Genomic DNA, 21,142 nt, shown 5'->3' with positions numbered 1-21,142 from the left:
ATTAATGAAGAACACCTTGTTCTTTGGTGTACAACAACTCTTCCATAAGTGTGTAAGCATTTTCGTTGCCTGGTACGTTAAACAGTACCATCAGCACGATCCATTTCAGATCATCCAGTTCAAACTCATCGGTTTCCAGCCCCATGATACGGTCAATAACCATTTCACGAGTCTCTGTCGTCAGAACATTGATTTGCTCTAAGAACATCAGAAAACCACGACACTCAACGCTTAAACGTTCACACTCTTTAGGCGTGTAAATACGTGTAGAACCCGAGGTGCTACACACGGAAATCGCCGAATGGGCTTCACTTTGTTGAAGTGCAGCCAAATCTTCCAGCCAGACAAGGGCTTTGTAGATATCTTTTTGATGAAAACCAGCGCGAATAAGCTCTTCTTCCAGCTCATCTTGATTGACCTGTAACTCTGCATCGCTATGGATGTAGGTTTCAAACAGATACATTAAAATATCCATCATCATAGCTAGCCCCTCCCCTTTCGAATATAGCCACCAGAAACTGCAACAACGTGCCCTTCGAGCTCAAGCTCCAAAAGCTGCATCATGACGTCTTGTACAGGTATATTGGTCCTGCTTGCAAGAATATCAACGGGTGTAGCCTCACTTCCTACGTTAGCTAACAGCTGAGGAAATGGCAATCGTTCTTTTGTTTCTATTTGCTCAAACAGCTCGGTTTGTACGGGTGGCTTATTTAGATCAGACCAGCGAACAAGGGTATCAATTTCATCCAAAATGTCTGAGACGTTTTGAACCAGACACGCACCCTGTTTAATCAATACGTTACAACCACGTCCTTGGGGATGATGGATAGAACTGGGAATCGCAAACACATCGCGACCTTGTTCGGCTGCGTAACGGGCAGTAATCAAAGAGCCGCTTTTTTCTGCCGCTTCCACCACCAAGACGCCAGTGGATAAACCACTGATGATGCGATTACGACGGGGAAAATGATCGGCTTTCGGTTTTGCCGTCGGATGGAACTCAGAAACCAGCGCACCACTGTCAATAATGCGCGAAGCCAAACCTCGGTGACGAGCCGGATAAATATTATTCAGACCGCAACCGAGCACCGCGACCGTCTGTCCTCCGCCTTTGAGCGCACCATCATGGGCATAACCATCGACGCCCAATGCCAGGCCGCTGGTGATCACCAGTTGATGCTCAACCAACTCCTGAGCGAAGCTTCGCGCGGTATTTAAACCATCGATACTTGCGTTGCGACTTCCTACCATTGCAAGTTGCGGCTTAGCCAAACAAGAAACCTCCCCTTCAACAAACAACACCGCTGGCGCGGAAAGCGTTTGTTTCAATAGTTGAGGGTAACGGCAATCATTGAGCAACAAGATATGGCGCTGATTTGAGGCGTTTGCCCACTCTAGGCACGTGTCCACGTCTCGAGAAGAGTGTCTTTTGAGGTAATCGACTTGGGCTTGGGAAAACCCCATCGCCAGCAGATCAGAGGGAGCTGACTCGACGAAAGTGACAGGCTCATCGATCGCGGTCAGCTTATTAAACGTTTTAGGGCCAACTCTCGGCGTAAAGTAGAGCGCTAGCCACGCCGATAACTCGACTTCGCTCATTGAGACTCGTGAATGAGCGGCGATTTAAGAATGGTTTCTTTCCCTACTGGTTCGGTACTTTCGGTGACTAACGCCAAGCTAAAGTAAGGGTACGGACGAATGACCATCAAGTTACCAACTCGGGTATCCGGCAAACGCGCGTCATCGCTGTCATCACCTTCAATCGAGACTTCAACTCCCTGACTGTAGAGTTCAAACATCGAGCCTTGACGCAACTGGTCTTTCTCTCCACGGTCCAAAATCACCACTTGGTTTTGACCAACATACTGGCTGCCTTCGAGTGAACCAAGGATATTAGCAAAGCTCTCTTTTGGCGTTGGGACTGGGTAGAATGTGGTTGAGAGGGAATGCATTTCCACGTCCACATCGGGTAGGGCAATGTCATCCACCATTACTTCTTGAGACTGAGTAACTACATTCAAGCCACTAAATTGAGGCTGGCTTTCTTGCAACTCAGCCGTGGCGATTTTCTTTAGCGCCACCACGGTATGTTCGTCTCTTTGATACTCTTCTAGTGGGCGGTAGATCGTCCACGTTTTCACTTGGTGCTCGCCAGAGATATACAGCAAACCTTGATTGGATAGATACTTTTTGCCATCACTCGCTCCGAGCACTCGTGGACTGGCGTCCAGTTCAGACGCACTCAGTAAGCGATCCGATTCAATATAAGGCAGCACCAAACCCGCATTCACGGTCGATACCGCCTCTTTCTCTAATACGCGCACTTTCGGGCTAAGTTTCACCATCGGTTTGAGGCTTAACACCGGATGACCATCACGCCAAATCAGACTAAGTCTGTCTCCTGGATAAATCAGGTGGGGGTTGTCGATGTCTGGATTTACTTGCCACAATCGCGGCCAAAGCCAAGGGCTATCAAGATACATTGCCGAGATATCCCAAAGCGTATCCCCTTTCACGACCGTGTAGGTCGTTGGTGCGTCTTCTTTTACACTCAACGGCTTTTGCTCGGCAAAGGTGGGAAACGCGAGACTTAATGACAACAAAGCACTTACTGAAACCCCTAATCGACGTGGCATAACAATCATCCTGATACCCAATAAAACAATACAATCTCAGTTCAGCTAAACTGATTAGAAAAGAGTCAAAAACGCAATGATGCTGTCATTTAGGTTATAAAATGTCTAGAATTGAGCCAACAAGGTTTATCCTGATTCGGCACAGTTCAACATTTCGAGTGTATATGTCTGTATTACAAGTATTAACATTCCCAGATGATCGTCTTCGCACCGTGGCAAAGCCCGTAGAAGAGGTGACTCCTGAGATTCAAAAATTCGTTGATGACATGATTGAAACCATGTACGACGAAGAAGGTATTGGCCTGGCAGCAACCCAGGTAGATTTCCACCAGCGTATCGTCGTGATCGACATTTCAGATACGCGCGATGAACCAATGGTTCTGATCAACCCGGAAATCCTTGAGAAACGTGGTGAAGATGGTATCGAAGAAGGCTGTCTTTCTGTTCCTGGCGCACGCGCGTTGGTTCCTCGTGCAGCTGAAGTCACCGTGAAAGCGCTTAACCGCGACGGTGAAGAGTTCACATTCGAAGCAGACGATCTGCTGGCGATTTGTGTACAGCACGAACTTGATCACTTAGAAGGCAAACTTTTTGTTGATTACCTATCGCCTCTAAAACGTAAGCGTATTCAAGAAAAGCTGGCAAAGATTAAGCGTTTCAACGAGAAACAAGCCAACCAAGCCTAATGCCAATAAATTGAAGGAACGTACCTTGAGCAAACCATTAAAAATTGTTTTCGCAGGTACTCCGGACTTCGCCGCCCGTCACTTGGCGGCGTTGTTGTCTTCGGAGCACGATGTTATTGCGGTTTACACCAACCCAGACCGCCCAGCGGGTCGTGGTAAAAAGCTCACCGCGAGTGCAGTAAAGAACGTTGCCCTTGAGCACAATATTCCTGTCTACCAGCCAGAAAACTTTAAGTCAGACGAAGCCAAACAAGAGCTTGCCGACTTAAACGCCGACATCATGGTTGTGGTGGCTTACGGTATGCTACTGCCACAAGCGGTTCTCGACACCCCTAAACTGGGTTGTATCAATGTACACGGCTCGATTCTTCCTCGTTGGCGAGGCGCGGCACCGATTCAGCGCTCTATTTGGGCTGGCGATAAAGAGACAGGCGTGACCATCATGCAGATGGATATTGGTCTGGATACCGGTGACATGCTGAAAGTCGCGACGCTACCTATCGAAGCAACCGACACCAGTGCATCGATGTATGAAAAACTTGCAGAGCTTGGCCCACAAGCATTGGTCGAATGCCTAGCCGATATCGCCTCAGGTAGCGCTGTCGCTGTCAAACAAGACGACGAATTAGCCAACTACGCGAAAAAGCTGAGTAAAGAAGAAGCCCTGATCAACTGGAGCGACGATGCGGAACACATCGAGCGCTGCGTTCGTGCTTTCAATCCTTGGCCAATGAGCCACTTTGTTGCTGCAGATAACAGCATCAAGGTATGGCAAAGCCGAGTAGAGAAACAAGCTACCGATAAACCTGCGGGCACAATTCTCCAAGCAGATAAAACTGGCATTTACGTTGCGACTGGCAATGGTGTGTTGGTGCTAGAGCAACTTCAGGTTCCGGGTAAGAAGGCGATGCACGTTCAGGATATTCTGAACTCTCGCGCCGACTGGTTTGCGGTGGGAACCCAACTGGTTTAATAATTATCTCTCTAGAGAAACGTACATTTTGAGGGTGGAGACACCCTCCCTTAATTTAAGGTATTGATGATGAATGTTCGCGCTGCTGCAGCCAACGTCCTATTCCAAGTGGTCGATAAAGGTCACTCTCTTTCCAACGCTCTACCTGCGGCTCAACAACAGGTAAAACCACGCGACCAAGCGCTACTGCAAGAGATTTGCTACGGTGCGCTGCGCTACCTACCTCGTCTGGAATCCATCGCCAATGAACTGATGGATAAACCGCTAAAAGGCAAACAACGTGTATTCCACCACCTGATTCTGGTTGGTATTTATCAACTGAGCTTTATGCGTATTCCTGCGCACGCGGCAGTGGGTGAAACGGTAGAAGGCACCCAAACCCTCAAAGGTCCTCGCTTACGTGGGCTGATCAACGCAGTATTGCGTAACTATCAGCGCAACCAGGAAGAGTTGGACGCGATGGCGGTCAGCCACAATGCCGGTAAGTACGGCCACCCAAGCTGGTTGCTAAAGCTGCTGCAAGAAAGCTACCCGCAACAATGGGAAAGCATTGTTGAAGCGAATAACAACAAAGCGCCAATGTGGCTACGCGTAAACCATAAGCACAACACGCGTGATCAATACCTTGAGTTACTCAAAAGTGAAAACATTGATAGCACTGCGCACAGTGAAGCGGAAGACGCTCTAAAATTGGCCTCACCTTGCGACGTGACTAAATTGCCAGGCTTTGATAAAGGTTGGGTATCGGTACAAGACGCTGCTGCGCAGCTGTCGCTAAATTACCTGACCCCTAAAGATGGCGAACTGATTCTCGATTGCTGCGCTGCTCCGGGTGGTAAAACCGCGCATATCCTTGAGCGCACTCAAGGCAGCCAAGTGGTGGCGATCGATTGTGATGAATCACGCCTGAAACGCGTGCACGACAACTTACAACGCCTGAACCTCAAAGCAGAAGTTATTTGCGGTGACGCACGTAATCCACAAGATTGGTGGCAAGGCGAGCAGTTTGATCGCATTCTTCTAGATGCACCTTGTTCTGCAACAGGTGTTATACGTCGTCATCCTGATATAAAGTGGTTGCGACGTGGCGAAGATATCGCGGCACTGGCTGAGCTTCAAAGTGAAATCCTTGACGCGATGTGGCAACAATTGAAGCCAGGCGGCACGCTCGTCTACGCAACTTGCTCTATCACTCCTCAAGAGAACAAAGAGCAAGTAAAAGCATTCTTAGCCCGTACTCAGGATGCGCAACTTGAAGGCTCTGATGCAGAGAATCCAGGCCGCCAAATTCTACCTGGCGAAGAGGATATGGATGGCTTCTACTACGCCATTCTGCACAAAAACGCGTAATTTAGACGGGCGGTGAAAGCAATTTCATCGCCCTGTTTATACCTACTCCGGCACATGCTGTTCGAACGCTGGGTAGGAACCAATAGTTGAACGAGAATACAGTATGAAAATCATCATTCTTGGCGCAGGTCAGGTTGGCGGCACGCTGGCGGAAAACCTTGTGGGTGAGAACAACGATATTACTATTGTTGACCAAAACAATGACCGCTTGAGAGAGCTGCAGGATAAATACGACTTGCGAGTGGTTCATGGCCACGCCAGCCATCCCGATGCACTGCGAGAAGCCGGCGCTCAAGACGCGGACATGCTGGTCGCAGTAACCAACACGGACGAGACCAACATGGCAGCTTGTCAGGTGGCTTTTTCTCTGTTCAACACACCTAACCGAATTGCGCGAATCCGTGCGCCAGAATATCTGGCGGAAAAAGAAGCCCTATTCCAATCGGGTGCGGTTCCGGTCGACCACTTAATCGCACCGGAAGAATTGGTGACGAGCTACATCGAACGCCTGATCCAATATCCGGGCGCACTGCAGGTGGTGAGCTTTGCCGAGCAGAAAGTCAGTCTAGTGGCAGTAAAAGCTTACTACGGCGGGCCACTGGTTGGTAACGCGCTATCGACCTTGCGTGAGCACATGCCACACATTGATACTCGCGTCGCGGCGATTTTCCGTCAAGGACGTCCAATTCGTCCGCAAGGCACCACAATTATTGAAGCCGATGATGAAGTGTTCTTCGTCGCGGCGAGTAACCATATTCGCTCGGTGATGAGTGAGCTGCAACGCTTAGAGAAACCGTATCGCCGCATTATGATTGTTGGTGGCGGTAACATCGGTGCGAGCTTAGCCAAGCGCTTAGAACAAACCTACAGCGTCAAACTGATTGAGCGCGGCTACCAACGCGCCGAGAAGCTATCCGAAGAGTTAGAAAACACCATCGTATTCTGTGGTGACGCCGCAGACCAAGAGCTACTGAGCGAAGAGAACATCGACCAAGTCGACGTATTTATCGCCCTGACCAACGAAGACGAAACCAACATCATGTCGGCGATGCTCGCTAAGCGAATGGGTGCAAAGAAAGTGATGGTGCTGATTCAGCGCGGTGCTTACGTTGACCTAGTACAAGGCGGTGTGATTGACGTGGCGATCTCACCTCAGCAAGCGACCATTTCCGCACTACTGACCCACGTACGTCGTGCAGACATTGTCAACGTATCGTCACTACGCCGAGGCGCGGCTGAAGCGATCGAGGCGATTGCACACGGTGACGAAACCACATCTAAAGTGGTCGGCCGTGCAATTGGTGATATCAAACTACCGCCAGGTACGACGATCGGCGCAATCGTGCGTGGTGAAGAAGTCCTGATAGCTCACGACCGAACCGTAATTGAACAAGACGACCACGTGGTGATGTTCTTGGTCGACAAAAAATACGTGCCAGATGTCGAAGCCTTGTTCCAGCCGAGTCCGTTCTTCCTCTAAGGCAAGGTTATGGTTAACTTCCGTCCGGTACTGTTTGTTATAGGCTTGGTGCTGTCTAAGATCGCCCTGTTTATGTATGTCCCAACCTTGGTGGCGTTTTTTAGCGGCACCGCAGGCTTTTTGGAATTCGGACAAGCGGTTCTTATCACCCATCTAGTGGCGTTTATCTGTTTAAGCGTCGGTCGAACGACGCGCTTTAAGCTCAGCGTACGAGATATGTTCCTGATCACCAGCTTGGTGTGGACCATCGCCAGTGCCTTTGCGGCATTACCATTCGTGTTTATCAACCACATTAGCTTTACTGACGCCTATTTCGAAACTATGTCTGGTATCACCACCACAGGTTCGACAGTATTGAGCGGCTTGGACGGGATGGCGCCGAGTATTCTGCTATGGCGTTCGATACTGCAATGGCTGGGCGGGATTGGCTTTATCGTCATGGCGGTAGCGGTACTGCCAATGCTCAACGTCGGTGGTATGAAGCTGTTCCACACCGAATCCTCAGACTGGTCAGATAAAAGCAGTCCGCGCGCCAAAACGGTCGCCAAAAACATCGTACTGGTGTATTTGACGTTAACCGGGCTGTGTTTGATTGGCTATATGCTGACAGGGATGAACCTGTTCGAAGCGATCAATCACTCGTTCACGACTCTTTCGACCGGTGGTTACTCAACTTCCGACGGGTCAATGAACCACTTTTCCAATGGCGCACACTGGATCGCGACCCTATTTATGTTCTTGGGTGGCCTGCCGTTTCTATTGTTTGTCTCGGCGCTGCGTAAGCGTCGACTGGATGAATTGTTTAAAGACGCGCAAGTTCGAGGCTTCACCATCTTATTTCTCGCCAGTAGCGTGGTGATCTCGAGTTGGCTAGTGATTCGCGACGGCTACAGCGTGTTAGACGCGATGCGGGTATCGATGTTCAACATCGTCTCGGTGGTGACGACTACCGGCTTTGGTCTGGAAGACTTTACCGCTTGGGGCGCACTACCAACTACACTGTTTGCTTTTTTGATGATGGCCGGCGCGTGTTCTGGCTCGACGTCAGGCGGGATCAAAGTATTCCGTTTCCAAATCGCGATGACACTGCTGAACAAGCAGATGATGAAGCTTATTCACCCTTCCGGTGTGTTCGTTCAGCGTTATAACCAACGTCCGGTCAACGATGACATCGTGCGTTCAATCATCGCATTCGGTCTGACGTTCTTTATCACTATCATTGTGATTGCTGGCGCACTCAGTGCGATGGGCTTAGACCCAATCACCAGCATTTCAGGCGCGATTACCGCCGTGGCTAACGTAGGTCCGGGGATGGGTGCGGTGATCGGTCCAACCGGAAACTTTGCCCCTCTACCAGATGCGGCAAAATGGATCTTGAGCCTTGGTATGCTGATGGGGCGTTTAGAGATTCTGACCTTGCTAGTGCTGTTCTTCCCAGCGTTCTGGCGCCGCTGATTAGGTTAGATAGGCTCTACGTAAAGGTAGATCGCCAAAAAGTGGCAAGCGCAACCCGCTAAAACAAAACCGTGCCAGATGGCATGATTGAACGGGATGCGTTTCGCCACGTAGAAAATCACCCCAAGCGAGTAAATCACGCCACCAGCCGCTAGCAACGTCAATCCACCGATATCTAAGTTCAGCGCTAATTGATAGATCACCACCAGCGACAGCCACCCCATCATTAAATACGTCACCAATGACAAACGCTTAAAGCGGTAAACAAACGCCAGCTTCATAATGATGCCGATCAGCGCAATACTCCAGATCACAATCATCAGACCGATCGCCAAAGGCGTGCGCAGGCTGACTAACAAAAACGGCGTATAGCTACCAGCAATCAGCAAATAGATCGCGCAGTGGTCGAAGGTTTTTAGGGCTTTCTTGGCTTTTTGGTGCGGTATCGCATGATAGAGCGTCGACGCAAGAAACAGCACAATCATGCTTCCGCCGTACACACTCATACTGGTAATGGTTAACGCGTCAGCATTGCGGTCAATCGCTTTAATTAAGAGTAAAATCAAGCCAACGATACCCATGACCATACCCAATGCATGAGTCACCGTATTGGCGATTTCTTCTTTAACACTGTATTCGTTTTGTTTGCTAGTAGACATGGGTGCGCACACTCCAGAATCGATCAATCATTCCGGAGTATGGCATATTCAGCTTACACTTGTAAGCTTAAAATAATTAAGATTCGGTTAAGAGTGTTCGTCGAGATACTGCAACACTTGCTGACCGACTTCGGCTGGCGAGCTATTTAACGGGATTGAGAGCTGGCGTTTCAGCTCACTTCGACCAAGCAGGCTGGCCAACATACCTTTTGCCCCTTCGCGGTGCCTATCGATTTCGAACCACATTTTCAGTTCGTCTTCACTGCGATACGCGACGATTTCTAGTTCACGCCAGCGGCCATGAAACGGCCCAGTCGTCGGCACAAATTCAAACTCTTGCACAAACGGTAACTCGAAACCTTTGACCGCTTCGCATTCAACCTGTCGAATTCGCAGCCCTTGGTCTTCCAACGCGGTAAAAATCGCGTCGAGTAACGGGTCTGGTCGCACAGTCAAAATGTCTTTATCGCTTGGGTCTTTTGCCTTGGCGATATCCAATCCGGTTTCCAGCCATACTTTGGAATCACCAATAGTCACTGGCGTATTCCACGGCACATCCAACTCAACGTCAAAATCACGCTCTTCACCCGGCTGAATAGTAAAGGCATACGGCAGAGTCCATTTCGCTAAAACATAGCTGGTTGGCACACGACGCATACTGCCGCCATCGTGATGACTTCTTTCATTATTGGCCGGAACTTCCTTGATATAGCGGCAATATAGCTTCAAATCGATGTTATCGATCTCTTGCGCCGTCGCACCGCCATAAACGTGAATGGTGATATTCACTTTCTGGCCGGGATAAAGCACCTCTTGCTTGAGGACAGAGTCCACTTTTGCTGAACCAATCCCAAAGCTAGCAAGGGTTTTCTTGAATAACGACATTCACTCCTCCTTAGCACATTCAATACCAGACGATATGCTTAAAGTACCATACTAATCTGCGATACTGTCTTACTGCTAGTACGTTTCTCACATAATTGTAGCGTGCAACACACTGCAAATACGATTAGATATCGATCAATTGAAATCTTGGTGCTAATCTAGTTATTGATGTGCTTGCATATCGTTATTCCTAGTTAATTATTTGGATTGGCGAAGGCCAAAAAGAGCGAACCTTCAGCAATGAAGCTCAACTCATAATTATCTAGGCCATTACATTGGCAATGGATGTGCCTGGCAGTTAGGTAATTCGATGCGACCAATGACCGTCAGGTTTTCGCACACGAACACAAGTGCGATGCGTCGTCGTAGTGGCTTTGTTGCTGCTCCAACGGCAAAAAAAGCAGCTCCTACAATGACTTTGGTAGAAAAGACAGCGCTGTTAATGTCTTCTCGTGCGAAAGTTGTTCAAGCAGCTTAATTAAAAAGCGCAGATCACTCTGCGCTTTTTTCTTATATTCAACCCGTCAATTTGATACCTTTAATGGCAAATCATTACAAAAACTGTGGAGAAAGCGATGAAATGCCATCGAATTGAAGAGTTACTCGAGCTACTCGAGCCGGAGTGGCAAAAAGACCAACAGCTAAACCTGCTACAGTTCATCGTGAAGCTAGCAGACGAAGCGGGCTACCAAGGTAAACTGGACGATCTCACTGACGACGTACTGATCTACCACCTTAAGATGCGTAACAGCGAAAAAGACGAAATGATCCCGGGATTGAAAAAAGACCAAGAAGACGACTTCAAAACCGCACTCTTAAGAGCTCGTGGCATCATAGACTGATCGAATCCAGTCGAATGGGCGGCCTAATGGTCGCCCTTTTTATACCCAATTCATATACCAACATCATACTGTTAGGTCATTTATTCATATAACTGTACTGACCTTTGTTGTTAAAGGTTGATAGCCTTAAAGAAATAGAATTGTTATAGCGTATATAATCGCCGTCTATAAGAATTTACTAAAGTATCGACAAGCAATGTCAAACAAGAGTGTGAACACCATAAATCACACCGCACAGCCTAAGAAGGAAGCGTAATGAGTCAGGATAAAATCGATATCAAAGATGTGACTCCCAAAACATTCAACCCAAAAACTCACAAAACCAACGGCGACCGATTTAACCCGAGTAACCGTATTTACGTACGTGAAAGTAAAGGGACTTTTCAAAAGCTGCGTCGCTACGGTGGCTGGTTCTTGTTGGTCTTGTTTGCTGCGATACCATGGATTCCTTACGGTGACCGCCAAGCGATCCTACTCGACATCGGTCAGCAACAATTCAACTTTTTCGGCACCACTCTTTATCCACAAGACTTAACGCTGCTGGCACTGCTGTTTATGATCTCGGCGTTTGGTTTGTTCTTCCTGACGACCTTTTTAGGCCGTGTCTGGTGTGGCTATCTCTGCCCGCAAACCGTCTGGACCTTTATGTACATCTGGTTTGAAGAGAAATTGGAAGGCAGCGCCAACAAACGTCGCAAGCAAGATTCCAACAAGCTGACCGCAAACCTAGCGATGCGCAAAGGCTTGAAACATCTAGCCTGGTGGGCAATCGCATTGGCAACAGGCTTTACCTTTGCGGGTTACTTTGTGCCAATCCGTGATCTAGTGGTCGACTTCTTTACCTTTAACGCCGACTTCTGGCCGGTTTTTTGGGTGCTATTTTTCGCTGCGTGTACTTATGGCAACGCGGGCTGGATGCGCTCAATTATGTGTATACACATGTGCCCATACGCGCGTTTCCAGTCGGCAATGTTCGACAAAGACACGTTTATCGTCGGCTACGACACCAAACGTGGTGAAACTCGTGGTCCACGTTCACGTAAAGCGGACCCGAAAGCACTTGGCTTAGGTGACTGTATTGACTGTGATTTGTGTGTTCAGGTTTGTCCAACCGGGATCGATATTCGTGACGGTCTGCAGTACGAATGTATCAACTGTGGCGCGTGTATCGACGCGTGTGACAACACGATGGAGCGCATGGGCTATGAAAAAGGCCTGATCAGCTACACCACCGAGCACCGCCTGTCTGGTAAACACACCAAGGTGATGCGTCCGAAATTACTTGGCTACGGCGCAGTGTTGCTCGTGATGATTGGCCTATTCTTCGCACAAATTGCCGCGGTCGACCCAGCAGGTCTAAGCGTCATTCGTGACCGTAACCAACTGTTCCGCGTCAACACGTCTGGTGAAGTAGAAAACACCTACACGCTGAAAATCATCAACAAAACCCAACAAACTCAAACCTATAACTTGAATGTTGAAGGTCTGAGTGATGTGTCTTGGTACGGCAAGCAAACCGTTCAGGTCGCACCGGGTGAGGTGCTTAACTTGCCGATGAGCTTGGGCGTCAACCCAGACAATCTCACTTCGTCCGTGGCGACAATTCAGTTTATACTGTCGGATAGCGAAGACTTTACTATTGAAGTAGAAAGCCGCTTCATTAAGAAGCTCTGACGATTTCTACCCCATCATGGAAAAAGGCTCAGCAATGAGCCTTTTTTATTTTATGACCCAACAAGCTTTTAACTTTGATGCCTTAACGCCCGATTTTATGTGGTATGCCCTAGAGAGTGTTGGCATTCGCGCTGAGTCTGGGTTCTTGCCGCTCAACAGCTACGAAAACCGCGTCTATCAGTTCACCGACGAAGAGCGTCAGCGCTACGTGGTGAAATTCTATCGACCTGAACGTTGGAGTCAGGCGCAAATTCAAGAAGAGCACGACTTTACCCACGAGCTGATTGAAGCCGATATTCCGGTTGCGCCGCCGGTCAAACTCAACGGACAAACCTTGCATCACTACCAAGGTTATCTGTTTGCTCTGTTTGCCAGTGTCGGTGGACGTCAGTTTGAAGTGGATAATCTCGATCAGCTAGAAGGTGTCGGTCGTTTTCTTGGCCGTATCCACAAGGTGGGTGCGCGCACACCATTTAAGCACCGCCCGACGATTGGTTTAGACGAGTACCTTTATCAACCCCGTGAGTTACTGCAAAACTCACCGTTTATCCCGATGCATCTGGAAAACGCGTTTTTCAACGACCTCGACTTACTGATCAAGTCGCTGGAAACCCATTGGAATTCGTCCACCAATATCATTCGCGTTCATGGCGACTGTCATCCGGGCAACATTTTATGGCGTGACGGACCGATGTTTGTCGATCTGGACGATTCGCGCAACGGCCCCGCTGTACAAGATCTTTGGATGATGCTCAGTGGTGAGCGCGCCGAGAAAGTGATGCAGTTGGACACCATTCTGGAAGCGTATCAAGAGTTTAACGATTTTAATGTTAACGAATTGAAACTTATTGAACCTTTACGTGGTCTACGTATGGTCCACTATATGGCATGGTTAGCAAAAAGATGGCAGGATCCTGCTTTTCCTATCGCTTTCCCTTGGTTCGATGATCCAAAATACTGGGAAAGCCAAGTACTTGCTTTCAAAGAGCAGATTTCGGCATTAAACGAGCCACCACTCTCTCTGATGCCACAGTGGTAACAAACGAAATAACGAGAAAATGGAGTCACCAATGAAAAAGCTGTTTGCCCTAGTAGCAACACTTATGCTGAGCCTTTCTGCTCATGCAGCGCAATTTAAAGAAGGTCAGCACTACAAGGTTCTTGATCTAGAAGCTTCATCAAAACCAACTGTTACTGAGTTCTTCTCTTTTTACTGCCCACACTGTAATTCATTTGAACCAATCATCCAGCAGTTGAAAGCGAAGCTGCCAGAAAACGCGAAATTCCAGAAAAACCACGTGTCTTTCATGGGTGGCAACATGGGCGAGTCAATGAGCAAAGCTTACGCGACCATGGTTGTGCTAAAAGCAGAAGACAAGATGGTACCTGTGATGTTTAACCGCATCCACAACATGCGTAAAGCACCGAAGAACAACGACGAGTTACGTCAGATGTTCGTTGACGAAGGTATCGACGGCAAGAAATTTGACGCGGCATTCAACGGCTTTGCGGTAGATTCAATGGTTCGCCGCTTCGACAAGCAATTTAAAGACAGCGGCCTGTCTGGTGTTCCAGCGGTAGTCGTGAACAACAAGTACCTAGTTCAAGCACAAAGCATCAAAACGATGGATGAGTACTTCGACTTGGTCAACTACCTGCTAACCAAATAACACTATTAGCGATAGACGAGAAAGGGAGCATGATGCTCCCTTTTTTATTTGCTTTGGTAAATCTTCTGCAATAGCAAATCTTTGTCTTGCCAAAGTGACGACAACCATTGCTGGAACTGACGCTTAAACGGCTTATCGTTAAAGTAATCGCCTCGCACGTGCTCATCAATAGGCAATACTTGGGTACGCACGACAATCTTCGTCATTCGCCCCATCAACATATCTTTAAAGGGCTTATCGGTGTTTTCAGGATACGCCAAGGTAACATCAATAATGTTCTCAAATTGGTCTCCCATCGCCGCTAACGTATAAGCGATGCCACCGGTTTTGGGTTGCAGCAGGTATTGGTATCCAGCTTTGCTGCTACGCTGCTTTTCACGGGTAAAGCGCGTGCCTTCGACGTAGTTCACCACCGTAGTCGGCGTGTATTTGAATTTCTCGCACGAACGACGTGTTGTCAGTAAGTCTTGCCCACGTTTTTCAGGGTGACGGATAAGATATTCGCGCGAGTAACGACGCATAAACGGCATGTCCAACGCCCAACATGCCATCCCCAGAAACGGGATATACATCAGTTGCTGTTTAAGGAAAAACTTTGGCATCGGGATACGGTCTTTAAACACACAACAAAGCACAACGATATCGGTCCAGCTCAAATGGTTGCTGATCAGCAAATACCATCCATCTTGCTTGAGCTCTTCACCACCTTCAATATCCCACTCAACATGGTTGGTCAGCGCCAGCACTTTGGCATTAATCGTTGCCCATAACCACATCACTTGATTAGCAACCGACGTCGCGTTGGCTTTTAGCTTGGGGCTCGGTAGTAGCACCTTAACAAGTGCAATGATGCATATCACGACTGAGCATATTACCGAGTTAACAATAACCACAAGGCTATTAAGGACAAAAAACAAAAGCGCCAACATAATACCAACCAATAAAACTCTAACAACAGCCCAATAAATATTTATATTTTTAACAAAGCATTGATGTACATGGACTTAAGTAGCCAACAACATAATTCATATTTATTTACTTCGTTAGAAATAAAACAGTGTGTAATTATACGAATCCAAAACGACTTTGGAATCATTACGCAGATGGTCTGATTAGTTTCGTTTCCTTGCCGTAGTGTTCCACGATTATAAAAAATTCCCAACGGAAGCAACCATGAAAGCTCAACACACATTGTTCATTTTCGCGCTGGCGGCATCGCCCTGTATGGCGAAATTGGCTCAACATTCCGGAATAAGCGGCGAAGTGGCGGTAAGTGCTGGCTACGTGTCGTCCAAATCCAACTTTGATACCAAAGCCGACAAACGCATCAACGGCCTCAACCAAGACGCGTCGACCGATTCTCGCGGAGTGATTATTCCACTCGGTAACCTCGCCTACACATTTGGCCCTGAACTAGATAAGCAGGTGTACGTCGGTACATCACGCGAAGATATTGCCGTAGGCGCACTGGCGTTGGAGGTGGGCTACAAACAGCAACTGAGCTCCGGTACCATCGTCGATGTGTCTGTGTTACCCAGCGTGATGTCGCGTGAAGTATGGGAAGACCCGTTTGTGGAAGGCGAAAAGCGCCACAAAACCGATGAAGACGGCATGGCGTATCGACTCAAGCTCAGCAACATTAATGGCTCGAACTTTAGCCTAGATACTGCTTATGGCACCCGCGAAGTGGACGATGAACTATCGGGTACAACCCAGCTTTCTCAAGCGCAATCTAAGTTGCTGGATCGCGACCTAGACTGGTATTTAGTCAGGGGTAGCTATCGCGTTGCATTAAACGAATCGAGCTACCTTGTTCCAACGCTGACTTACACCTCGACCGATGCGGACGGCGACGCAAATTCTAGCGACTCAGTGAGAGCAGAAGCGACATATGCCGCCTTGTTTGACCACCACAAACTGGCGATTACCGCGGGCTACACTAACCGTTCATTTGATGAGAAAAACCCGCTGTTTAATAAAAAGCGTGACGAGAACATTTATAGCTTGTTTGCTGCGTATGAATACCGTCTGAGCGGCGATTGGCAAGATTGGTCTGTGATTTCTCTGGCGGGCTACAAAAATACCGATTCTGATATCGAGTTCTACGACAAGAGCCAGTTTTTAACCACGGTGGGGATGAGTTACCACTTCTAAACCGGTAAGAAAAAACCACCTGCAATCAGGTGGTTTTCAACTCGATCAGCAGACTGCTCCTATCGATAAGTGAGCAACTGAACGTCTTCGAACCACTTCATCAGTTCGGACTTCGACATGTGCGCGGTTTCTTCGATCACCGAACGGGTCAAATGCGGCGCGAACTTCTCGATAAAGTCATACATGTAGCGCTGTAAATAAATGTTTTTGCTGTAGCAAAGCCATGCGTAACAATCTGGAATTAACCCTTCAAGCGAACGTACAGTAATCGAGCTGCTCATCGAGTGGGTCGCAACCGACGCGATAATGCCGATACCTACGCCCATACTGACGTACTCTTTGATCACATCCACGTCCATAGCGGTCACGATGTATTGCGGATCTAGGCCGCGCTGGGCAAAGGCATTGTCAATCGCAATGCGTCCGGTCGATTTCAGCTCGTAACTGATCAGCTTTTCCTGAGCGATTTGCTCAAGAGTGACCGTTTCTGCCGTCGCCAGCGGGTGGTCAGACGGCACAATCAAGCTCAATGACCATTTATAAGCAGGCAGCATCGCCAGATCCATCTGCTCATCAACATCTTGAGCCACGATAGAAAAATCGTAAGGACCGGTTGGCAGGGTATTGCCTCGCGTATCGGGTTCAATCGTCCCCATGTGCAGCGAGACTTTAGGGTAGCGGTTCATAAAGTAGCGGACGCTTTCTGGTAACAAGAATTTGGCAATCGCGTTGGTGGTGTAAATGTTGAGGCGGCCTTGCTCCGGAGAAGAGACGCTGGCTGAAATCGCTTTGATGCGGTCTTCAATTTCCAGCATTTGACTGGCTTCATGGATGATCTGTTTGCCGATTTCGGTCGGGCCGGACAAATGTTTACCGTGTCGCTCAAAAATCTGTACGCCGAGTTCATCTTCCAGCAGCGCAACCTGCTTACTGATCCCAGGCTGAGAAGTGAATAACTTCTGCGAAGTTAATGAAATATTGTATCCGTTTCGCTGTATTTCGCGAATATAGCGAAGTTGCTGCAGCTTCATTGTCTATCCCTCGTCGCGTACTCGATTACACAACCACCACTTATGAATGAGTTATTGGTTATAGCAATATTTCCCTAACAATAGCAAGTAGATAGCTATGTTAAGGCCCGTAAACGGGTGTGATACGACTAACGAGGCTGCGTCGCGTTAAACGCACTCATGCAATTTATAATGCACGACTTCATTTCTTTGATTGAACCGCTCTGCAATCGCCCCTTACGCATCACCAAGTCAACGGATGTATCTAGAGTATGCATCCCCTCGACAGGAATCGCGACAAAGCAGTGATTCTGCAACTCTTTCGCCACACACACTTTCGGTAGCAAGGCTCCACCGAGACCAGCTTCAACAAAGTTTTTCAGTGCTTCAAAGGAGTTGCACTCCATGATCGACTTCAAGCGAATTTGTTGGCGAGCTTCATAAAGGTTCACCGCACGGCGGATACTGAACGATTCAGTCAATAACGCCAATGGGATCTCAGACAGTTGGGAAGGAGAGCAAACCTCGAGTGCAGCCCAAGGACTATGGTTTGGCACCAATAAGCTCAACTCTTGGAAAGCGCAGGAATAGAGTACGTCGACTTTTGGGTCGTGCTTGGCATTAAGCAGTAAACCGATGTCCGATTCTTCGTTCTTGATGCTATCGATAACATCATCGCCACCACCCACTTGCAGTACCAACTTCACCCCGGGATGCAAACGCGAAAACTGTGTAATCGCGTTATTGAGCAAGTCAGGGATAAAACCGCCACCGATTGAGATACGCAGAGTTCCCGATTGCAGGTGCTCAATTTCTGACAGTTGCGAGATAAAGTCGTTTTTACGCTGATTGACGTCTTGAATGTACTCGGTCAAACGAAGACCCGATTCAGTCAGGTTGACCCCACGACCAATTCGGTCGAGTAACTGCACATCGAGTTGTGATTCTAGCTGAGCCACTTTGCGGCTAATCGCCGACGGCGAAACGTGCAGAATCTCCGACGCTGCACGAATACTTTTGGTTTTAGCGACCACCTCGAAATATCTTAAGGCTCTATCATCCATCGGTCTTGTACTGCTACTCCGTTATTTTGACAGCAAATGCTGCACCAGCCTTACCCAGAAGTTTGCGCCAATCGGCAGCACATCATCGTTGAAGTCGTAGTTCGGGCTATGCAGGTTATGGGTATGCTCCTGGCTACCATTACCTAACCAAATATACGCACCAGGACGTTGTTCCAGCATAAACGCAAAGTCTTCACCGCCCATACTTGCTGGTGGGTTAAGGTGTAAGAGCGAGATCTCCGGCATTTGTTCCAACACAGCGCGACACTTGGCCGCTTCCTCTGGCGTGTTGATCGTCGCTGGATAGCGTCGAGTATATACAATTTCCGCTTTGCACCCTTGTGCGTGCGCTATATTTGTCACCACGTCTTTCATTCGCGATTCGATCAAATCACGAACCTGAGGGCAGAACGAGCGAGTTGTCCCGGCAAACACGACTTCTTCGGGGATCACGTTGTAAGCGTGGCCAGCGTTGATTTGCGTTACGCTGATCACGCCAGACTTTTGTGGGTCGAGATTACGGCTAATCACGCTTTGTAATGCGTTGATGATCAAACTGGCAGTATAGACAGGGTCGATTGTGTCGTGTGGCATCGCGCCGTGTCCACCCGCGCCGACAATTTTGATATCAAAAGTGTCGAATGCGGCCATCACTGCGCCATCATGTACCGCAGCTTCACCAGCTGGCAACGCTGGCCAGTTGTGTAGACCGTACACTTCTTTGACCGGGAAACGCTCAAACAAGCCATCTTTTATCATCGCTTTTGCACCCGCTTCATTTTCTTCCGCGGGTTGGAAAATAAAATGTACTGTCCCTTTAAAGTGCGGATTTTTCGCCAGCATCACAGCGGCGCCGAGCAACATCGTGGTATGGCCATCATGACCACAAGCGTGCATTTTTCCTTGGTGGGTCGAGCAGTGCGCGAAGGTGTTCAGCTCGTCGAGGTCGAGAGCGTCCATATCCGCGCGCAGGCCGATGCTTTCTCCCGCGCCCAAACTGCCGTGTAATGTCGCGACCACCCCTGTACCACCTAAGCCGCGATGCACTTCTAGACCTAAGCTAGTGAGAATATCGGCGACGATTTCCGACGTTCTGAATTCTTCATAAGCGGTTTCAGGGTGGGCATGGATATCACGTCGCCATTGTACGAGCTGAGCATGCTCTTCGGAGTGATGTTTGATGTATTCAGTCATAACCTTTTTCTAGCTGTTTTATTGTTTTGATTAATCTTAGGCAATCTTGATTGAACGCGCTTAAAGCAGCGCGTTCGCAACCAGTACAGAACCAATGTACGTTCCGGTGAACACTAGGATAGCAATCAGTACGATCTTGCCGCCGGCAGATTTAAAGGTCGTGACCTCGTGTTTACTGATCGCCAAACCTGCGTATGCAAGCACTGGCGTTACTAAGCTCAAAAAGTTGATGTCTTTTACGTAACTGAGGATTGGTTCTGCGAGCGGTGAAGCCGGAATGGTCAGTAACACACTCACCAGCGACAACCAAGCCACCGATGGTAGGTAAAACGGCATGACTTTCGCTAACACCAAGCCTGCCATTACCATGGCAAAGATGATCGCCATACCCGGCAGGGCGGAAAGTGGCGTTACACCAGTACCAGTCCAGTTACTGATCAGCGCGACGACACACACAATCGCCAACACCATCGCGTAATCGATCAGGTTGATATCGGCATTTACATTCTTTTTCGTTGCTGCATTAGACATTTAGATCGCTCCCTGGCTGCTGTGTTTGTTTCTCCGTCTTGTTCCCCGCCAGTAAGCGGTAGAGTTTTTCGGTCAAAGGTAAGGCAATAAATAACCCAACAAACAGACCCGTAGCGTTAGTTAGCAAGTTACTCGCACCAGCCAATGCCAGTATTTCTTCTTTCATCGCGGGAACACTTTCGCCCAACGCAGCAGAACACGCCGCCGTCATACTGCCACTACCGACGCCACATGCCATAGCTAATGCGCGTACATCAAACCATTCTGTTGACGCCAACAAAGATGCCAGAATCGCAAAATACAACGTACCGAACATGGTGCCCATAACATAAACACCCATTACGCCGATCCCTTCAGGACTCTTCAGGCCATATTTATCTGAGATCAGAGCAATATTTGGCTCACGGGCGATAGAGAAACACGCACCAATAGACTCACGTCCCATCTTCAGCAGCAATATCGCGACAGGCATTGCGACTAGGATAGTGCCGAGGTTGCCGAGTTCCTGAAAAATCATCGCCGGACCAACCGCCAAGATTTTGTTTAGAGAAGGACCGATAAGCGTGCCGAATTTCGCCAAGAAAGGAAGAACGGAAATAATGATGATTGGCGTGGCTTTTTCAGCCTGTTTCGAACTCAGCACGCGTTTTGCGGCGCTGACGACATTCGGATTAAAGAGCAAACCGATTATAAATGCGTAAAAGAGGGGGAGCAGTACCACACTGCTGCTGCCTAACGGCACTTTAACGACGCCGACGAGCTCGGCAATGACCGCGATTGCAATCACCAAGAGGTGAAGTCGCCAGTTGCCCAACTGGCCTTTTAAGCTGTTCATATTTAGCTTCCTTGTTGGTTATATATCATTCCATTTTCTTATGT

At 48.5% G+C, this 21,142-nt stretch carries 22 protein-coding genes; 11 read left to right on the top strand and 11 right to left on the bottom strand.

Annotated elements, in window-relative coordinates:
* Window position 1: 1 nt before the first annotated feature.
* From AKJ31_RS05290 to AKJ31_RS05280, 3 genes are read right to left on the bottom strand one after another with little or no spacing between them, the layout of a single operon-like run.
* Complete coding sequence (locus AKJ31_RS05290; protein WP_053408066.1) at window positions 2–481, bottom strand: DUF494 family protein; 480 nt, start codon at window positions 479–481, stop codon at window positions 2–4.
* A gap of 2 nt (window positions 482–483) precedes the next feature.
* On the bottom strand, window positions 484–1,599 hold the full coding sequence (gene dprA, locus AKJ31_RS05285; protein WP_053408065.1) for a DNA-processing protein DprA: 1,116 nt from the start codon (window positions 1,597–1,599) through the stop codon (window positions 484–486).
* Window positions 1,596–2,636 carry a LysM peptidoglycan-binding domain-containing protein gene (locus AKJ31_RS05280; protein WP_053408064.1) on the bottom strand — a complete coding sequence of 347 codons (1,041 nt, stop codon included), beginning with the start codon at window positions 2,634–2,636 and terminating at the stop codon, window positions 1,596–1,598. The genes dprA and AKJ31_RS05280 overlap by 4 nt, the downstream gene beginning before the upstream one ends.
* A 164-nt stretch (window positions 2,637–2,800) precedes the next feature.
* Here AKJ31_RS05280 and def point away from each other — a divergent pair, with 164 nt between their 5' ends.
* The 5 genes from def to AKJ31_RS05255 all read left to right on the top strand — a co-directional run bounded on the left by def (window position 2,801) and on the right by AKJ31_RS05255 (window position 8,580).
* The gene (gene def, locus AKJ31_RS05275) at window positions 2,801–3,322 is read left to right on the top strand and encodes a peptide deformylase (RefSeq protein ID WP_053408063.1); all 522 of its coding nucleotides are present in this window, start codon (window positions 2,801–2,803) and stop codon (window positions 3,320–3,322) included.
* A gap of 25 nt (window positions 3,323–3,347) precedes the next feature.
* Complete coding sequence (gene fmt / locus AKJ31_RS05270; protein ID WP_053408062.1) at window positions 3,348–4,295, top strand: methionyl-tRNA formyltransferase; 948 nt, start codon at window positions 3,348–3,350, stop codon at window positions 4,293–4,295.
* A gap of 69 nt (window positions 4,296–4,364) precedes the next feature.
* A complete protein-coding gene (rsmB, locus tag AKJ31_RS05265) occupies window positions 4,365–5,645 on the top strand; it encodes a 16S rRNA (cytosine(967)-C(5))-methyltransferase RsmB (protein WP_053408061.1) in 1,281 nt (426 codons plus the stop codon).
* A gap of 103 nt (window positions 5,646–5,748) precedes the next feature.
* Window positions 5,749–7,125, top strand: coding sequence for a Trk system potassium transporter TrkA (gene trkA / locus AKJ31_RS05260; protein WP_053408060.1), 1,377 nt, complete (start codon window positions 5,749–5,751; stop codon window positions 7,123–7,125).
* A gap of 9 nt (window positions 7,126–7,134) precedes the next feature.
* Complete coding sequence (locus AKJ31_RS05255; RefSeq protein WP_053408059.1) at window positions 7,135–8,580, top strand: TrkH family potassium uptake protein; 1,446 nt, start codon at window positions 7,135–7,137, stop codon at window positions 8,578–8,580.
* Window positions 8,581–8,585: 5 nt separating this feature from the next.
* Here AKJ31_RS05255 and trhA read toward each other — a convergent pair whose 3' ends face one another.
* Window positions 8,586–9,239 carry a PAQR family membrane homeostasis protein TrhA gene (trhA, locus tag AKJ31_RS05250; RefSeq protein WP_053408058.1) on the bottom strand — a complete coding sequence of 218 codons (654 nt, stop codon included), beginning with the start codon at window positions 9,237–9,239 and terminating at the stop codon, window positions 8,586–8,588.
* An 87-nt stretch (window positions 9,240–9,326) separates the two neighbouring features.
* Window positions 9,327–10,124 carry a sporulation protein gene (locus AKJ31_RS05245; RefSeq protein ID WP_053408057.1) on the bottom strand — a complete coding sequence of 266 codons (798 nt, stop codon included), beginning with the start codon at window positions 10,122–10,124 and terminating at the stop codon, window positions 9,327–9,329.
* A 310-nt stretch (window positions 10,125–10,434) separates the two neighbouring features.
* On the opposite strand from AKJ31_RS05245, the gene AKJ31_RS23185 reads away from it, so the two are divergent.
* The 5 genes from AKJ31_RS23185 (at window position 10,435) to AKJ31_RS05225 (ending at window position 14,310) form a co-directional block, all read left to right on the top strand.
* Window positions 10,435–10,602, top strand: coding sequence for a hypothetical protein (locus AKJ31_RS23185; RefSeq protein WP_169780622.1), 168 nt, complete (start codon window positions 10,435–10,437; stop codon window positions 10,600–10,602).
* 97 nt (window positions 10,603–10,699) lie between these two features.
* On the top strand, window positions 10,700–10,966 hold the full coding sequence (locus AKJ31_RS05240; protein ID WP_053408056.1) for a YihD family protein: 267 nt from the start codon (window positions 10,700–10,702) through the stop codon (window positions 10,964–10,966).
* Window positions 10,967–11,221: 255 nt separating this feature from the next.
* Window positions 11,222–12,640 carry a cytochrome c oxidase accessory protein CcoG gene (gene ccoG / locus AKJ31_RS05235; RefSeq protein ID WP_053408055.1) on the top strand — a complete coding sequence of 473 codons (1,419 nt, stop codon included), beginning with the start codon at window positions 11,222–11,224 and terminating at the stop codon, window positions 12,638–12,640.
* A gap of 52 nt (window positions 12,641–12,692) precedes the next feature.
* The gene (locus tag AKJ31_RS05230) at window positions 12,693–13,679 is read left to right on the top strand and encodes a serine/threonine protein kinase (protein WP_053408075.1); all 987 of its coding nucleotides are present in this window, start codon (window positions 12,693–12,695) and stop codon (window positions 13,677–13,679) included.
* A 31-nt stretch (window positions 13,680–13,710) separates the two neighbouring features.
* Window positions 13,711–14,310, top strand: a complete 600-nt coding sequence (locus AKJ31_RS05225) for a thiol:disulfide interchange protein DsbA/DsbL (RefSeq protein WP_053408054.1) — start codon at window positions 13,711–13,713, stop codon at window positions 14,308–14,310.
* A gap of 44 nt (window positions 14,311–14,354) precedes the next feature.
* On the opposite strand, the gene AKJ31_RS05220 is transcribed toward AKJ31_RS05225, so the two are convergent.
* A complete protein-coding gene (locus tag AKJ31_RS05220) occupies window positions 14,355–15,239 on the bottom strand; it encodes an acyltransferase (protein WP_053408053.1) in 885 nt (294 codons plus the stop codon).
* Window positions 15,240–15,483: 244 nt separating this feature from the next.
* Here AKJ31_RS05220 and AKJ31_RS05215 point away from each other — a divergent pair, with 244 nt between their 5' ends.
* Window positions 15,484–16,464: a DUF2860 domain-containing protein gene (locus AKJ31_RS05215; RefSeq protein WP_053408052.1), complete on the top strand. Its 981-nt coding sequence runs from the start codon at window positions 15,484–15,486 to the stop codon at window positions 16,462–16,464.
* 59 nt (window positions 16,465–16,523) lie between these two features.
* On the opposite strand, the gene AKJ31_RS05210 is transcribed toward AKJ31_RS05215, so the two are convergent.
* From AKJ31_RS05210 to AKJ31_RS05190, 5 genes are all read right to left on the bottom strand, one after another.
* On the bottom strand, window positions 16,524–17,495 hold the full coding sequence (locus AKJ31_RS05210) for a LysR substrate-binding domain-containing protein (RefSeq protein ID WP_053408051.1): 972 nt from the start codon (window positions 17,493–17,495) through the stop codon (window positions 16,524–16,526).
* A gap of 128 nt (window positions 17,496–17,623) precedes the next feature.
* Entirely contained in the window at window positions 17,624–18,538 is a 915-nt protein-coding gene (locus AKJ31_RS05205) for a LysR family transcriptional regulator (RefSeq protein WP_053408050.1), read from the bottom strand.
* 21 nt (window positions 18,539–18,559) lie between these two features.
* The gene (locus AKJ31_RS05200) at window positions 18,560–19,732 is read right to left on the bottom strand and encodes a M20 aminoacylase family protein (RefSeq protein WP_053408049.1); all 1,173 of its coding nucleotides are present in this window, start codon (window positions 19,730–19,732) and stop codon (window positions 18,560–18,562) included.
* A gap of 60 nt (window positions 19,733–19,792) precedes the next feature.
* Complete coding sequence (locus tag AKJ31_RS05195; RefSeq protein WP_053408048.1) at window positions 19,793–20,263, bottom strand: hypothetical protein; 471 nt, start codon at window positions 20,261–20,263, stop codon at window positions 19,793–19,795.
* Window positions 20,256–21,098 carry a DUF3100 domain-containing protein gene (locus AKJ31_RS05190; protein WP_053408047.1) on the bottom strand — a complete coding sequence of 281 codons (843 nt, stop codon included), beginning with the start codon at window positions 21,096–21,098 and terminating at the stop codon, window positions 20,256–20,258. The genes AKJ31_RS05195 and AKJ31_RS05190 overlap by 8 nt, the downstream gene beginning before the upstream one ends.
* Between the last annotated feature and the right edge of the window lie 44 nt (window positions 21,099–21,142).

The organism is Vibrio hepatarius (assembly GCF_001274785.1).
GTDB classification, from domain to species: Bacteria; Pseudomonadota; Gammaproteobacteria; order Enterobacterales; family Vibrionaceae; genus Vibrio; species Vibrio hepatarius.
This window is presented reverse-complemented; position numbering and strand designations above follow the sequence as displayed.